This window comes from Pseudomonas kulmbachensis, from assembly GCF_963681935.1.
Taxonomy (GTDB): Bacteria; Pseudomonadota; Gammaproteobacteria; order Pseudomonadales; family Pseudomonadaceae; genus Aquipseudomonas; species Aquipseudomonas kulmbachensis.
This window is the reverse complement of sequence record NZ_OY817088.1, coordinates 1,673,870-1,689,488: the sequence shown is the minus strand read 5'-3', so window position 1 is coordinate 1,689,488 and position 15,619 is coordinate 1,673,870. Positions and strand designations below refer to the sequence as shown.

Annotated in this window: 16 protein-coding genes; 13 read left to right on the top strand and 3 right to left on the bottom strand. The window is 58.1% G+C overall.

The features are described from left to right. Positions 1-16: 16 nt before the first annotated feature. The gene (locus U5A05_RS07900) at positions 17-949 is read right to left on the bottom strand and encodes a lipid A biosynthesis lauroyl acyltransferase (RefSeq protein WP_321836067.1); all 933 of its coding nucleotides are present in this window, start codon (positions 947-949) and stop codon (positions 17-19) included. A gap of 118 nt (positions 950-1,067) precedes the next feature. Here U5A05_RS07900 and minC point away from each other — a divergent pair, with 118 nt between their 5' ends. The 7 genes from minC to U5A05_RS07865 all read left to right on the top strand — a co-directional run bounded on the left by minC (position 1,068) and on the right by U5A05_RS07865 (position 7,955). Continuing rightward, positions 1,068-1,805 (top strand): septum site-determining protein MinC, encoded by a 738-nt coding sequence (minC, locus tag U5A05_RS07895; RefSeq protein WP_261741557.1) that lies wholly within the window; start codon positions 1,068-1,070, stop codon positions 1,803-1,805. Positions 1,806-2,004: 199 nt separating this feature from the next. Next, on the top strand, positions 2,005-2,817 hold the full coding sequence (gene minD / locus U5A05_RS07890) for a septum site-determining protein MinD (protein WP_048358615.1): 813 nt from the start codon (positions 2,005-2,007) through the stop codon (positions 2,815-2,817). A gap of 3 nt (positions 2,818-2,820) precedes the next feature. Next, complete coding sequence (gene minE / locus U5A05_RS07885) at positions 2,821-3,075, top strand: cell division topological specificity factor MinE (RefSeq protein ID WP_019828577.1); 255 nt, start codon at positions 2,821-2,823, stop codon at positions 3,073-3,075. A 90-nt stretch (positions 3,076-3,165) separates the two neighbouring features. Then, positions 3,166-3,801, top strand: a complete 636-nt coding sequence (locus tag U5A05_RS07880) for an RluA family pseudouridine synthase (protein WP_261741556.1) — start codon at positions 3,166-3,168, stop codon at positions 3,799-3,801. Between the two features lie 230 nt (positions 3,802-4,031). After that, positions 4,032-5,321, top strand: coding sequence for a M18 family aminopeptidase (locus U5A05_RS07875; protein WP_261741555.1), 1,290 nt, complete (start codon positions 4,032-4,034; stop codon positions 5,319-5,321). Positions 5,322-5,495: 174 nt separating this feature from the next. Beyond that, entirely contained in the window at positions 5,496-5,687 is a 192-nt protein-coding gene (locus tag U5A05_RS07870; RefSeq protein ID WP_261741554.1) for a hypothetical protein, read from the top strand. 108 nt (positions 5,688-5,795) lie between these two features. Then, a complete protein-coding gene (locus U5A05_RS07865; protein WP_261741553.1) occupies positions 5,796-7,955 on the top strand; it encodes a mechanosensitive ion channel family protein in 2,160 nt (719 codons plus the stop codon). A 171-nt stretch (positions 7,956-8,126) separates the two neighbouring features. On the opposite strand, the gene U5A05_RS07860 is transcribed toward U5A05_RS07865, so the two are convergent. After that, complete coding sequence (locus U5A05_RS07860) at positions 8,127-8,846, bottom strand: UTRA domain-containing protein (RefSeq protein ID WP_261741552.1); 720 nt, start codon at positions 8,844-8,846, stop codon at positions 8,127-8,129. Positions 8,847-9,193: 347 nt separating this feature from the next. Between U5A05_RS07860 and U5A05_RS07855 the strand changes: the two genes are divergently transcribed. The 6 genes from U5A05_RS07855 (at position 9,194) to U5A05_RS07830 (ending at position 14,518) form a co-directional block, all read left to right on the top strand. Beyond that, complete coding sequence (locus tag U5A05_RS07855; protein WP_321836066.1) at positions 9,194-10,261, top strand: ABC transporter substrate-binding protein; 1,068 nt, start codon at positions 9,194-9,196, stop codon at positions 10,259-10,261. A gap of 147 nt (positions 10,262-10,408) precedes the next feature. Beyond that, positions 10,409-11,224: an alkaline phosphatase family protein gene (locus U5A05_RS07850; RefSeq protein WP_321836065.1), complete on the top strand. Its 816-nt coding sequence runs from the start codon at positions 10,409-10,411 to the stop codon at positions 11,222-11,224. Then, complete coding sequence (locus U5A05_RS07845) at positions 11,221-12,057, top strand: ABC transporter permease (protein ID WP_261741549.1); 837 nt, start codon at positions 11,221-11,223, stop codon at positions 12,055-12,057. Before U5A05_RS07850 ends, U5A05_RS07845 begins: the two co-directional genes overlap by 4 nt. After that, the gene (locus U5A05_RS07840) at positions 12,044-12,844 is read left to right on the top strand and encodes an ABC transporter permease (protein WP_261741548.1); all 801 of its coding nucleotides are present in this window, start codon (positions 12,044-12,046) and stop codon (positions 12,842-12,844) included. Before U5A05_RS07845 ends, U5A05_RS07840 begins: the two co-directional genes overlap by 14 nt. Continuing rightward, a complete protein-coding gene (locus U5A05_RS07835) occupies positions 12,841-13,830 on the top strand; it encodes an ABC transporter ATP-binding protein (RefSeq protein WP_261741547.1) in 990 nt (329 codons plus the stop codon). Before U5A05_RS07840 ends, U5A05_RS07835 begins: the two co-directional genes overlap by 4 nt. A gap of 34 nt (positions 13,831-13,864) precedes the next feature. Continuing rightward, complete coding sequence (locus tag U5A05_RS07830; protein ID WP_261741546.1) at positions 13,865-14,518, top strand: HAD family hydrolase; 654 nt, start codon at positions 13,865-13,867, stop codon at positions 14,516-14,518. 127 nt (positions 14,519-14,645) lie between these two features. Here the strand turns inward: U5A05_RS07830 and U5A05_RS07825 are convergent, their stop codons facing one another. Beyond that, positions 14,646-15,608 carry a zinc-binding dehydrogenase gene (locus tag U5A05_RS07825; RefSeq protein ID WP_321836064.1) on the bottom strand — a complete coding sequence of 321 codons (963 nt, stop codon included), beginning with the start codon at positions 15,606-15,608 and terminating at the stop codon, positions 14,646-14,648. Positions 15,609-15,619 lie beyond the last annotated feature (11 nt).

Here is a 15,619-nt window from a genome sequence, read left to right as displayed (position 1 = left end):
CTCGCAGGGGTATGTGTCAGCGGCGTTTGTCGTAGAGCTTGGGCTCGCCGGGCGGACGGGTCTTGAAGCGACGATGGGCCCACAGATACTGCTCGGGGCACTCACGTATCGCCCGTTCGACCCATTGATTGATTCGCAGGCAGTCCGCGTCATCGCTTTCTCCGGGGAAATCCCTCAGGGGAGGATGAATGACCAACTTGTAACCACTGCCGTCGGCCAGTCGTTGTTGAGTAAAGGGCACAACCTGCGCTTTGCCCAGTCGGGCAAACTTGCTGGTGGCAGTCACGGTGGCTGCCTCGATACCGAACAACGGCACGAAGATACTTTGCTTGGCGCCGTAGTCCTGATCAGGCGCATACCAGATCGCCCGCCCGGAGCGCAGCAACTTGAGCATGCCGCGTACGTCATCACGCTCGACTGCCAGCGAGTCGACGTTATGCCGCTCACGCCCCCGACGCTGAATAAAGTCGAACAATGGATTTTTATGCTCGCGGTACATGCCATCGATGGTGTGCTGCTGACCGAGCAAGGCGGCGCCAATCTCCAGCGTGGTGAAGTGAAACGCCATCAGGATCACACCCTTGCCTTCCAGCTGGGCCTGTTTGAGATGCTCCAGCCCTTCGACATGGGCCAGCTTGGCCAATCGCGACCGGGACCACCACCAGCTCATGGCCATTTCAAAAAAAGCGATGCCGGTCGAGGCGAAATTGTCCTTGAGCAACTGCTTGCGCTCGGCGGCAGTTTTTTCAGGAAAACACAATTCAAGGTTGCGCGTCGCAATGCGCCGACGATCACCGGCTACCCGGTACATCAGCGCACCCAGCCCTCGGCCGATACACAGCTGGACTTTATAAGGCAGTTGAACAACCAGCCACAGCACGCCCAGCCCTAGCCAAAGCAGCCAAAAGCGCGGATGAAAAAAAGCAGCACGAAAACGCGGGCGATCCATTAATGATTCCGGACAGACACATGGCCGGGCATTCTACATCGTTCGACCCCGCTTGCGGCTCGCGGGCGTTCTCGTTATAAGTCTCAGCACTTTAAGTGACAAGCCGCGTTAACAGACCATGACCCAAACCGAATCGCTAGACCAAGCCCCTGTGTTCCAGCTTAAGGGCAGTATGCTCGCCATTACGGTGCTGGAACTGGCACACAACAACCTTGAGGCACTGGACCGCCAACTGGCCGCCAAAGTGGCTCAGGCACCAAATTTTTTCAGCAACACCCCTCTCGTACTGGCGTTGGACAAACTGCCCGCCGGCGAAGGTGCTATCGATCTGCCCGGGCTGATGCGCGTGTGCCGCCAGCATGGCTTGCGCACCCTGGCCATTCGGGCCAATCGCATTGAAGACATCGCAGCGGCCATCGCCATCGACCTGCCAGTGCTGCCGCCTTCAGGCGCACGCGAGCGACCGATTGATCCTGTCGAAGTGGTCCAGCCGAAAAAACCCGAAAAACCGCCAGAGCCTGTGATCAAGCCGACGAAAATCATCACCAGCCCGGTACGCGGCGGCCAGACGGTGTATGCCGAAGGTTGTGACCTGGTAGTTATTGCCTCAGTCAGCCCCGGTGCGGAACTTATGGCCGATGGCAACATCCATGTTTACGGGCCAATGCGTGGCCGAGCGCTTGCAGGTCATAAAGGCAACACCAAGGCCCGGATTTTTTGCCAGCAGTTGAGCGCCGAACTGGTGTCGATTGCAGGCAAGTACAAGGTATCTGAAGACTTGCGTCGAGATCCGTTGTGGGGAACAGGCGTTCAGATCAGTCTGTCAAGTGACATGTTGAACATCACCCGGCTTTAACGGATACTCTCGCCATTTTCCAACCATCTCAAAATCGTAGTGAAAACAGACTTTTCCTTGTAGGGACAAACAATCAGGCCGCATTTACACACCGTAAACGCAACCTGAACAATGCCCCGCCAAGGCTGTTCACCTGCAGTCGTTCATAGAGATGTTATTCAGGGGCTAAAAAGTCCTTTTTCCTTAGGGGTGAAACACCTTGGCCAAGATTCTAGTGGTTACATCCGGCAAGGGTGGTGTGGGTAAGACCACCACCAGCGCCGCTATCGGTACCGGCCTCGCTCTGCGCGGCCACAAAACAGTAATCGTCGACTTCGACGTCGGCTTGCGTAACCTCGACCTGATCATGGGTTGCGAGCGCCGCGTGGTGTATGACTTCGTCAACGTGGTAAACGGCGAAGCCAACCTGCAGCAGGCACTGATCAAAGACAAGCGTCTGGAAAACCTTTACGTGCTGGCCGCCAGCCAGACCCGCGACAAGGATGCACTGACCAAGGAAGGCGTCGAAAAAGTTCTGATGGAACTTAAAGAGACCTTCGAATTCGTGGTGTGTGATTCCCCGGCAGGCATCGAAACCGGTGCCCACCTGGCCATGTACTTCGCTGATGAAGCGATTGTCGTGACCAACCCGGAAGTGTCTTCGGTACGTGACTCGGACCGCATGCTGGGCCTGCTGGCCAGCAAATCGCGCCGCGCCGAGAAGGGCGAAGACCCGATCAAGGAACACTTGCTGCTGACCCGCTACAACCCGGACCGCGTCTCCAAGGGCGAAATGCTCGGCGTTGAAGACGTCAAAGAGATTCTGGCCGTGGCCCTGCTGGGCGTCATTCCAGAATCCCAGGCTGTACTGAAGGCTTCCAACCAGGGCGTACCTGTGATCCTTGACGATCAGAGCGACGCCGGCCAGGCCTACAGCGATGCTGTTGATCGCCTGCTGGGCAAAACCGTGGAGCACCGGTTCCTTGATGTACAGAAGAAGGGATTCTTCGAGCGCCTGTTTGGAGGCAACTAAACAATGAACATTTTTGACTTCTTTCGTACTCGCAAAACGCCAAGCACCGCGTCGGTTGCGAAAGAGCGTCTACAGATCATCGTGGCGCACGAGCGCGGCCAACGCAGCACCCCGGACTACCTGCCTGCCCTGCAAAAAGAGCTGGTCGAGGTGATCCGCAAGTACGTCAATATCGGGGATGATCAAGTACAGATCGCCCTCGAGAACGAGGGTAGCTGCTCGATTCTGGAACTCAACATCACACTGCCTGACCGTTAATCGATCCGGCTGACACCACGGCGACTTGGGCGCCTTCCTTGCGGGGGAGGTTCCCTCGTCGCCGTTGGCGTTTGTTAAGAGGCTGTTTTAATGCCGTTGTCCAATATTCACATCATCCATGAGGACGCTGGCGTCCTGGTGGTCAACAAGCCGACCCTGCTGCTTTCGGTGCCGGGCCGGGCCGAAGACAACAAGGACTGCTTGATCACCCGCCTGCAGGAAAACGGCTATCCCGAGGCGCGCATTGTCCATCGACTGGACTGGGAAACCTCCGGGATCATTCTGCTGGCACGGGACGCTGACACCCATCGCGAACTGTCGCGCCAGTTTCACGACCGTGAAACCGAAAAGGCCTATACCGCACTGGCCTGGGGGCAGCCCGAGCTGGACAGTGGCAGCATCGACCTGCCCTTGCGTTACGACCCACCGACCAAGCCCCGGCACGTGGTTGATCACGAATTTGGCAAAAACGCGCTGACCTTCTGGAAAGTTCTGGAACGCTGCGGCGATTACTGCCGGGTTGAGCTGACGCCGATCACCGGCCGCTCGCACCAGCTACGGGTACACATGCTGTCTATCGGTCACCCGCTGCTGGGCGATGGCCTTTATGCGCATCCACAAGCCCTGGCCGCCTGGCCGCGCCTGTGCCTGCACGCCAGCATGCTGAGTTTCACCCACCCGCAAACCGGCGAACGCCTGCGGTTTGAGTGCCCGGCTCCGTTTTGACTGCTGCGGCGCTTCCGTAGCAGCTGCCGTAGGAACGAGGCTGCGGTCGGCGGCGCAGCCGTCGTAAATTCAGGCATCGCGTTTTATCAGGTAAAACGCGCACTCAGATTTTACGATTGCTTCGCAATCGAACGCAGCCTCGTTCCTACGGCAGCTGCTACGGAAATTGCACCGCAACAATTCTTGCGATCAATGCGCTAAACTCGCGGCCTTGCTGTCTGGAGTAACTTATGCGCGAAGAGTTGAACCAAGGCCTGATCGACTTTCTGAAGGCCTCCCCTACCCCCTTTCATGCCACTGCCAGTCTTGTGCAACGCCTGGAGGCTGCAGGCTACCAACGCCTCGACGAGCGCGAGACATGGTTCACCGAAGCCAATGGTCGCTATTACGTCACCCGAAATGACTCTTCCATTGTTGCCTTCAAGCTGGGGCGTCACTCTGCGCTGCAAGGCGGCATTCGTATGGTCGGCGCTCACACAGACAGCCCGTGCCTGCGCGTCAAGCCTCAGCCTGAACTGCAACGCCAGGGTTTCTGGCAGTTGGGCGTCGAAGTCTACGGCGGCGCCTTGCTGGCCCCTTGGTTCGACCGCGACCTGTCGCTCGCTGGGCGAGTCACCTTCCGCCGCGATGGCCAGGTCGAAAGCCAACTGATCGATTTCAAGGCGCCGATTGCGACCATCCCCAACCTGGCGATTCACCTCAATCGTACCGCCAACGAAGGCTGGGCAATCAACCCCCAGACCGAACTGCCGCCGATCCTGGCTCAAGTGGCAGGCGATGAGCGTGTTGATTTCCGCGCCCTGCTCGCCGACCAGCTGGCCCGTGAGCACGGCCTCAATGCCGATGTAGTGCTTGATTACGAGCTGAGTTTCTACGACACCCAAAGTGCTGCAGTCATCGGCCTTAATGGCGACTTTATCGCCGGTGCGCGCCTCGACAACCTGTTGTCGTGCTATGCCGGCCTGCAAGCCCTGCTCACTACCGAGACTGAAGAAACCTGCCTGTTCGTGGCCAACGACCACGAAGAAGTCGGCTCTTGCTCGGCCTGCGGTGCCGATGGCCCGATGCTGGAGCAGATCCTGCAACGTGTGCTGCCTGACGGCGACGAGTACGTACGTACAATCCAAAAATCGCTGCTGGTCTCGGCAGACAACGCTCATGGCGTTCATCCCAACTACGCCGATAAACACGACGCCAATCATGGCCCCAAGCTCAATGCCGGGCCGGTGATCAAGGTCAACAGCAATCAGCGTTACGCCACCAACAGCGAAACGGCCGGGTTCTTCCGTCACCTGTGCATGGCGGTGGAAGTTCCGGTGCAAAGCTTTGTGGTGCGCAGCGACATGGGTTGCGGCTCGACGATTGGCCCGATCACCGCCAGCCATTTGGGTGTGCGCACCGTGGATATCGGCCTGCCGACATTCGCCATGCACTCGATCCGCGAACTGGCCGGCAGCCATGACCTGGCGCATCTGGTCAAAGTGTTGAGCGCGTTTTACGCCAGCAACCAATTGCCATGAGGCAAATGCCTTGTAGCCACTACCGTAGGCTGCGATAAGGGCCGCCAAACCCATCGCAGCCTGCGGCAGCGGCTACAGGCTACGCATCTGGCCGATTCATTTTTGACACACATCACCACACATCTGCGTAATCCGACCTAGACTGGGATCATTCTTTTCCACAGGTCCATAACCATGTTCGAAACGTCTGCGTTCCACTCCATGATGATTCCCATTGTCTGCGGCATGCTGCTGCTGACCATTGGCTTCAACTTCCGCGAACGCAGTAGTGGCGTCGGCGTGCTGATGATTTGGGCTGGCATGCTGCTGATTTTCGGCACCATCATCTTTAAAATCCTCGCCAAACTGAACGAGTCATCGCTCTGATTTTTTGCTCCGCGTCCGCAATCGTTTATTTATCGGTTACAAGAAATGAATGATCGCGGGCCCTAGCGTACACTCGGCCAATTTGCCCCCTTCGAGGTTGATCGCCCAGTGTTTCTTCGTCTATTCGCCTTGCCCTATTGCCTGCTGGTTTGCCTGCTGACGCTGTTGCCCATGACGTCGGCGCAAGCCGTTGGCTTGCCGGGCATCCTGGGTAGTTCGGATAAAACCCAGGCACAACCGAGCGAGCCGCTGGGTCAATCGCTCGACGAGGTGATCAAAAACCTCGAAAACGATCAACAGCGCAGCAAGCTGCTGGCTGACCTGAAAAAGCTGCGCGATGCCACCAAAAAAGCCCAGCCCGAAGCCGAAATCGGCGTACTGGGTCTGATCGGTAGCACCTTGGCCGACCTCGAAAAACAGTTCTCCGGCACAGACAGCCCGAGCTATCGCTGGTCCAAGGAAATATCACAGGCCCAGGACGAGCTGGAAGCATTGATGCTGCCAGCCAGCGAATGGATACCGATCATCTTTGCCTTTGCATTGATCATCATGGTCTGGAGCCTGCTGGCCGCACTGCTGATTTGGGTCAGCCACCGTGTGCGCGTGCGTTTTGGCCTTAGTGAAGAATTGCCGCAACACCCCAAGGCCGTCGACATGCTGCGCTTTGCCTTGCGCAAGCTGGGCCCGTGGATGGTCGCGCTGATGATCACGGTGTACATGAGCTACGCCCTGCCGTCGTCGCTGGGCAAAGACCTGGCGATGGTGCTGGCCTATGCCCTGGTTATCGGCACGTGCTTCTCGGCCATTTGCGTCATCCTGTTCTCGCTGCTCGATGGACCCCACCGCCACCGAGCCCTGCATATTTTGCGGCACCAGGCTTTTCGCCCGCTGTGGTGGATCGGCAGCTTCGCAGCGTTTGGTGAGGCGCTGAGCGACCCGCGGCTGGTTGCGACCCTCGGCGTGCATCTGGCCCATACGGCAGCTACGTTTGCCAATGTGATGGCCGCGCTGTCCACCGGGCTGTTTATCATCCGGTTCCGCCGCCCCATCGCCCACCTGATCCGCAACCAGCCATTGTCGCGGCGCCTGACCCGCCGCGCCTTGAGCGACAGCATCGAGATCCTCGGTACCTACTGGTATATACCGGCACTGATTCTGGTTGGTGTTTCGCTGGTCGCGACGTTTGTCTCGGCAGGCGATACCAGCACTGCATTGCGCCAGTCACTGATCTGCACCGTGCTGGTGGTGTTGTGCATGGTGATCAACGGGCTGGTGCGACGTCATTCGCAAAAACCGCAACGCGGACACAAGCGTCACGCGCTGTATTCCGAACGTCTGACAAGCTTCCTCTATACCCTGGCGCATCTGGTTGTGTGGCTGGTGTTCATCGAACTGGGCCTGCGGGTCTGGGGCATGTCCCTGATCAGCTTCACCGAGGGTGAAGGGCACGAGATCAGCGTCAAGCTGTTCAGCCTCGGCGGCACTCTACTGTTTGCCTGGCTGATCTGGATTCTTTCCGACACCGCCGTGCATCACGCCCTGACCCGCTCGCGCAAAGGTCTGGCCAATGCGCGCGCCCAAACCATGATGCCGCTGATTCGCAACGTGCTGTTCGTGGCGATCTTCATCATTGCGCTGATCGTTGCCCTGGCCAATATGGGCATGAACGTCACCCCCCTGCTGGCGGGTGCCGGTGTGATCGGTCTGGCCATCGGCTTTGGTGCACAGTCACTGGTAGCCGACCTGATCACCGGCCTGTTCATCATCATTGAAGACTCCCTGGCCATAGACGACTACGTCGATGTCGGTGGGCACCTGGGCACTGTTGAAGGGCTGACAATTCGTACGGTACGCCTGCGGGACATCGACGGAATCGTGCACACCATCCCGTTCAGCGAAATCAAAAGCATCAAGAACTATTCCCGCGAATTTGGCTACGCCATCTTTCGGGTTGCGATCCCCTACAACATGGACATCGACGACGCGATAAAACTGATGCGCGAAGTCGGTCAGAAGATGCGCACCGACCCCCTGCAGCGACGCAATATCTGGTCACCACTGGAGATCCAGGGGGTAGAGAGTTTCGAGTCCGGCAGCGCCATTTTGCGTGCTCGTTTCAAGACTGCTCCGATCAAGCAATGGGAAGTGTCGCGGGCATTCAACCTGTCGCTCAAACGGCATCTGGATGAAGCCGGGCTGGACCTGGCGACCCCGCGCCTGAGTGTGCAGGTGGTAACTGCGGGCAGCGGAATATTGCAGAAGGATTGATGCCTGGACATGTAGCAGCTGCCGAAGGAACGAGGCTGCGTTCGATTGCGAAGCGATCGTAAAACCTGAGGCCGCGATTTAACTGATAGACAGCGGGTGCAGGTTTTACGACGGCTACGCCGCCGAACGCAGCCTCGTTCCTTCGGCAGCTGCTACGGAGCACGCATTGGTTCAGCGCTCCAGCACATCCACCCCGACATGAATCGCATCATGTCGCCAATACTCCAGATCGCAATCGATCAGCCGTTCGTGCTGATCGTAATTGACCCGCGCAATTCGCAAGCCTGGGCTACCCGTTGAAACCTTGAGCGTGGCTGCAGCCTCCATCGGCAACGCCGTGGGCACGATTTCGAAACGCACCCGACCGTAATGTAAATCGTAGTGCCGGGCATACAGCTCGGTGATCGACTGCGTGAGATCACATTCCAGAATCCGTGGGAAATATTGCGGATTCAGGTAGTGCTCGACATACAGCACCAGCCGCCCATCAATGCGCCGCGCACGGCAAATCTGGATCACGCTGGACAGCGCCGGCAATTGCAGGCGTTCGCACACCGCCGCCGTTGCGGGTTGCAGGCGCGCCGAAATCACTTCGGTGGTCGGCACTCGCCCTTGGGCCGTGACCATTGCATGGAAGTGGCTGCGTTGCATCAGGTTGTAAGCCAGACGTGGCGGTGAAATAAACCAGCCACGGCGCTCTTCGCGATAAACCATCCCTTGAGCCTCAAGCTGCAGCAGTGCCTCGCGCACCGTGACCCGGGTGGTGGCAAACAGCTCACTAAGTTTTCGCTCAGCGGGTAACTGACTGCCGCCCGCCAACAGGCCGTGCTCTATCTGCTCTTGCAGCGTGCGACTGATCGCTGTCACCGCTTTGGGTGCACCTTCTCGCATCAACGTTACCTATCTGGACTAGTCCAGCACCAAATGTGGGCAGGCCTGACCTGTTAACGGGTCAATCCTTGAGCCTGCCAGCCTAGGCAGAACATATGACTGTTACATGACAAGCGCCGCGCCGCATGCCACTTGAAAAGCCCCAAAGCCCTTGCCAGTCGGGGCCTTGTCGATGGTCTAAGCTTGTTCGTAACACACCCGCGGACCTGCAACACCTCCTGCACAAGTAATGCCGACATTAAAGTGTCATCTGCCGGGCTTAAATTGGCTCAGGTATTGCTGACCTAGACCAACCCACCGCAAAAGAGCAATAAAACCCAGCGTTGAAAACGCCCAAGGAGCTTCGGATGAAACAGTTTTTCCTGGCAACACTGTTAGGTTCAAGCATCGCCCTGTGCACGTCGGCCATGGCCGCCGATGTCGATTTAAAAGCCCTTGAAGCCGCAGCAAAGGCTGAAGGTGCGGTCAACAGTGTCGGCATGCCCGATGACTGGGCCAACTGGAAAGGCACCTGGGCCGACCTGAACAAGCTCTACGGCCTCAAGCACATCGACACTGACATGAGCTCGGCCCAGGAAGTCGCCAAATTTGCAGCAGAAAAAGACAACGCCAGCGCCGACATTGGTGACGTAGGCGCAGCCTTCGGCCCGATTGCAGTCGCCAAGGGCGTGACCCAGCCGTACAAGCCGACCACCTGGGACCAGATCCCTGCATGGGCCAAGGACAAGGACGGTAACTGGGCCCTGGCCTACACCGGCAGCATCGCGTTTATCGTCAATAAAAAGCTGCTGCACGGTTCCGAAGTTCCAACCAAGTGGGCTGATCTGAAGTCCGGCAAATACAAGGTTTCAATCGGTGACGTGAGCACTGCAGCGCAAGCCACCAATGGCGTGCTGGCAGCTGCGCTGGCCAATGGCGGTGATGAGAAGAACGTGCAACCTGCCCTGCTGATGTTTGCTGACATCGCCAAGCAAGGTCGCTTGTCTCTGGCCAACCCGACCATCGCCACCATGGAGAAGGGCGAAGTGGAAGTCGGCGTAGTCTGGGATTTCAACGGTCTGAGCTACAAAGCCAAAATGGTCAACCCGGATGACTACGTGGTGCTGATCCCGTCCGATGGCTCGGTGATCTCGGGCTACACCACCATCATCAACAAATACGCCAAGCACCCGAACGCGGCCAAACTGACCCGCGAATACATCTTCAGCGATGCCGGTCAAACCAACCTGGCGCGAGGCAATGCTCGGCCGATTCGTGCTGAGCACCTGAAGCTGCCAGCAGACGTTCAAGCCAAGCTGCTTTCCAACGATCAGTACAAAAATGTAACGCCGATCAAGGACGCAGACGCCTGGGAAAAAACCTCCAAGGCCTTGCCGCAGCTGTGGCAGGAAGAAGTCATTATCAATATGCAGTAACTGACTGAACCGGCACCTGTAACCGCTGCCACTGGCTGCGATGGGTTGCGAAGCAGCCCTGCTTTTTGGGGGCCTTCGGGCCCTATCGCAGCCTTCGGCAGCGGCTACAGGGTTGGCATGCTACATCTGCTTGCGGAGTCGCCGTACATGAAACACAACGTTATTTTGGTAGTCCTCGACGGTTTGAATTACGAGGTCGCCCGCCAGGCAATGGGGCATTTGCAGGCTTATGTCGGAGCCGGGCGCTGCGCGCTGTACAAGCTCACCTGCGAACTGCCTGCACTGTCGCGCCCCCTCTACGAATGTATCCTCACCGGTGTGCCGCCGATTGAAAGCGGCATCGTGCATAACAATGTGGCGCGCTTGTCCAATCAGCGCAGCGTGTTCCATTACGCCCGTGATGGCGGGCTGACCACTGCGGCCGCGGCCTATCACTGGGTCAGCGAACTGTATAACCGCTCCCCGTTCGTCGTTGCCCGGGACCGCCATACCGTTGCAGCCGATCTGCCGATTCAGAACGGGCATTTCTACTGGAGCGATCACTACCCCGACTCTCACTTGTTCGCCGACGCCGAAAGCCTGCGCCTGGCGCACCAGCCGAACTTTCTACTGGTTCACCCCATGAACATCGATGATGCCGGGCACAAGCACGGTCTCGACACCCCGCAATACCGCAACAGCGCACGTTCGGCCGACATCATTCTGGCCGATTATCTGCAAGGCTGGCTGGACGCTGGCTACCAAGTACTGGTGACTGCCGACCACGGCATGAACAACGATCGTTCGCACAACGGCTTACTGCCCGAAGAACGTGAAGTGCCACTGTTTGTGCTGGGGGATGCCTTTAGCCTCAATCCGGATGTCGCGCCTAAACAGACCGAGCTGTGTGGCACCGTCTGCGAACTGCTGGGCGTAGCCCACGACAAACCGTGGTGCCAGGACCTGTTGAGGCCCGCATCATGAGTCGTGGCAAATGGCTTGCGCTGCTGTGCCTGGTGCCCTTCGCAGTTTTTTTTATCGTGTTTCAGATTGCCCCGCTGGTGTGGGTACTGATCCACAGTGTGCAATCTGAAGAAAGCGGCTGGGGCTTGGCCAACTTCATCAAGATCTTCAACTCGAAATTCTATTTGCAAGCGATTCAGCACAGCCTGGAGATCAGCTTCTGGTCCAGCCTGTTTGGCATCGTGATCGCCGTACTGGGCAGTTACTCCCTGCGCAAGGTGGATTCACGGCTGCGCAATTTTGTTAACGCGTTCGCCAACATGACCAGCAACTTCTCCGGTGTACCATTGGCCTTTGCGTTCATCATTCTGCTGGGCTTTAACGGCAGCATCACGATCATGCTCAAACAGGCGGGGATCATCCAGGATTTCAACCTCTACTCCAAAACCGGCCTGATCATCCTGTACACCTATTTCCAGATTCCGCTCGGAGTGCTCCTGCTTTACCCCGCCTTCGATGCCTTGCGCGAAGACTGGCGCGAATCAGCCTCCTTGCTGGGCGCGAACAGCTGGCAGTTCTGGCGCCATATCGGCCTGCCGGTACTCACCCCGGCATTGCTCGGTACTTTCGTGATTCTGCTGGCCAACGCCCTGGGCGCCTACGCCACGGTGTATGCGTTGACTACCGGTAACTTCAACGTACTGCCCATCCGTATTGCCGCGATGGTCTCCGGTGATATCAGCCTGGACCCGAATATGGCCAGCGCCTTGGCGGTGATTCTGGTGGGTTTGATGACCCTGGTAACCCTGGTCCATCAGTGGCTGTTAAAGAGGAGCTACCATGTCGCGCGTTGAATCCACGTCTGCCAGCGTTTACCACCGCAGCGTGGTCTGGCTGCTGTTTCTGATTTTACTTCTGCCGCTGCTGGGCACCCTGGTTTATTCCATAGCCAGCAGTTGGTCGGCGACTATCCTGCCCAGTGGTTTCACCTTCAAGTGGTATAGCCAACTGTGGAGCGACCCGCGTTTTCTTGCCGCTTTCGGCCAGTCGCTGCTGGTGTGTGTCGCTGCGCTGGTACTGTCGGTGATTCTGATTTTGCCGCTGCTGTTTGTGGTGCATTACCACTTCCCCAAGCTGGATGCGCTGATGAACATCCTGATCCTGCTGCCTTTTGCCGTACCGCCCGTGGTGTCATCGGTAGGCCTGCTGCAGCTATATGGTTCCGGCCCGCTGCAAATGGTCGGCACTCCGTGGATTCTGATTGGCTGCTATTTCACCGTCGCGCTGCCCTTTATGTATCGAGCGATCACCAACAACCTGCAAGCAATCAACCTGCGCGACCTGATGGACTCCGCCCAACTGCTGGGTGCCAGCACCTGGCAGGCCGCGTTTCTGGTGGTACTGCCCAATTTGCGCAAAGGCCTGATGGTGGCCCTGCTGCTGTCGTTCTCGTTCCTGTTTGGCGAGTTTGTATTTGCCAATATTCTGGTGGGCACCCGCTACGAAACCCTGCAGGTGTTCCTGAACAACATGCGTAACAGCAGCGGCCACTTCACCAGCGCGCTCGTGATCTCCTATTTCCTCTTTGTACTGGTGTTGACCTGGGTTGCCACCTTCCTGAACAAGGACAAAAGCCAATGAGCTTCGTCAGCGTCGAACGCCTGCAAAAATCCTATTCCGGCACGCCGGTCTTCAGTGATATCAACTGCAACATCGCCAAAGGTGAATTCGTCACCCTTCTCGGTCCGTCCGGCTGCGGCAAGTCCACACTGTTGCGCTGCATCGCGGGGCTAACCCCGGTGGATGGCGGCAAAATCCTTCTGGATGGCCAGGACATAGTGCCGCTGAGCCCGCAAAAACGCGGGATCGGCATGGTATTTCAAAGCTATGCGCTGTTCCCCAACATGACTGTCGAGCAAAACGTGGCATTTGGTTTGCGCATGCAAAAGGTCAAAGCCGATGACAGCCACAAACGCGTGGCCGAAGTGTTGCAACTGGTGGAACTCAATGACTTTGCCAAGCGCTACCCCCACCAACTGTCTGGTGGCCAGTGCCAGCGGGTCGCGTTGGCGCGCTCGCTGGTAACGCGCCCACGCCTGCTGCTGTTGGATGAACCACTGTCGGCGCTGGATGCACGCATTCGCAAGCACTTGCGCGAGCAGATCCGCACGATTCAGCGCGAGCTGGGCCTGACCACAATATTCGTCACCCACGATCAGGAAGAAGCCCTGGTCATGAGCGACCGTATTTTCTTGATGAACAAAGGCCACATCGTCCAAAGCGGCAATGCGCAGACCCTCTATGCCGCACCGGCAGACGCGTTCGCCGCAGGGTTTATCGGTAACTACAACCTGCTGGACTCCGACACCGCCAGCCGCCTGTTGCAACGCCCGATCAACAGCCGCATCGCCATCCGCCCGGAAACCCTCGGCTTGAGCCTGCAAGGCGAGCCCGACACGTTGATCCGCAACCACAGCCTGTTGGGCAATGTGATCCGCTATCGCGTCGAGACGCGCGGGGTCGAATTGATCGTTGATGTGCTCAACCGCTCCCCCGGCGATCTGTACCCGGACGGTCAGCGCGTGGCGCTGTCGATCGATTCGAGTACCCTTTGTGAGGTAGCCTGATGTACTTGAATTTACTGAAGGGAGAGTTGTGCTGATGGCTCTGGCAATCTTTGATCTGGACGAAACCCTGATTCACGGCGACTGCGCCACCCTGTGGAGCGAGCAGATGGGCCGCTTGGGCTGGGTCGACCCGAAGTCGTTCATGCAGCGCAACAACGAATTGATGGACGCCTACAGCCGGGGCGAGCTGGCCATGGAGGACTATATGGCCTTCAGCCTGGAACCCCTGATCGGTCGCACCCCCGAAGAAGTCGAGCATTTGGTCGGCCCCTGGGTTGAAGACTTTATCGAACCGATCATTTTCAGTGACGCGACGCGAACCATTGCCGCACACCGCAAGGCAGGTGACCGGATCCTGGTGATTTCGGCCTCGGGCACACACTTGGTCAAGCCCATTGCAGAGCGCCTGGGCATCGATGAAGTACTGGGGATTGAACTGGAAGTTGCCCACGGTTTCTACACCGGCAACACCGTGGGCACTTTGACTTACCGCGAAGGCAAGATCACGCGCCTGCTGGAATGGCTCGATGAGCAGGAAGAGAATCTCGAAGGCGCGAGCTTTTACTCCGACTCGCGTAACGATTTGCCGTTATTGCTCAAGGTTGACCATCCCCATGTCGTCAATCCGGATCCGGTATTGCTCGAACAGGCTGAAAAGGCCGGATGGCCGATCCATCACTGGAAGTAACACCTCACACCTGTAGCCTGCGCGTGGGAGCGAGCCTGCTCGCGAAGATCATTCGCGAGCAGGCTCGCTCCCACTGGGGCTTGACCTGGAACAGAGTATCTAAACGATGTGCGTACGCTTCAAATAGCTACACCAGACTCGCGTCAATCACCAGCACCAGCTTGCCCGACACCTGATTACTGGCCAGTTCGGCAAACGCCGCCTGGGCCTCTTCAATCGGGAAGGTTTTAGCCAGTTGCGGGCTCAAGCGGCCTTCGGTGAACAACGGCCATACCTGCTGCCCCAGATCACTGAGCAGGTCAGCCTTGAACTGGTCGCTGCGGCTGCGCAAGGTCGAGCCCAGTAACTGGATACGCTTGCCCAGTACCAACGCCAGATCCAGCTCGGCCTTGCGACCGCCCATCAAACCGATCAACACCCAACGCCCGTCCTGTGCCAGCAACTTGAGGTTGGATTCGGCATAGTTGGCGCCCACCGGGTCGAGCACTACATCAAAAGGACCCAAGGCCTTTAGATCGTCCAGCCCATCGGTGCGCACCACTCCACCTTGAGCGCCCAGCGCCTGGCAGTAAGCCAGCCGGTCAGCCGAACCTACGCTCACCCAGCACGGGCTGCCAAAGGCCTTGCACAGCTGAATGGCCGCTGAACCGACACCACTTGCACCCGCGTGCAACAACACTTTTTCACCTGGTTTGAGACCCGCCAGTTGAAACAGGTTGAGCCAAGCCGTGCTGTAAACCTCAGGCAAGGCCGCGGCTTCAATCAACGACAAGCCTTCCGGCACCGGCAAAGCGTGACGGCCATCGACCACCACCTCTTGCGCCATGCCACCGCCCGCCAACAGCGCGCAAACCCGGTCGCCAAGCTGCCAGGAGGAACCCGGGCCCACTTCGCTGACCACTCCGGAGCACTCCAGCCCCAACATCTGACTGGCACCCGGCGGCGGCGGATACAAGCCAGCGCTCTGTAACAAGTCGGCCCGATTGAGACCCGCAGCCGCTACTCGAATCCGAATTTGTCCTACATCACAGGTAGGGCTTGGCTCCTCAACCCATGTCACTTGACCTTCAACGCCTTGCAATGCTTTCACAGTGCCTCCAT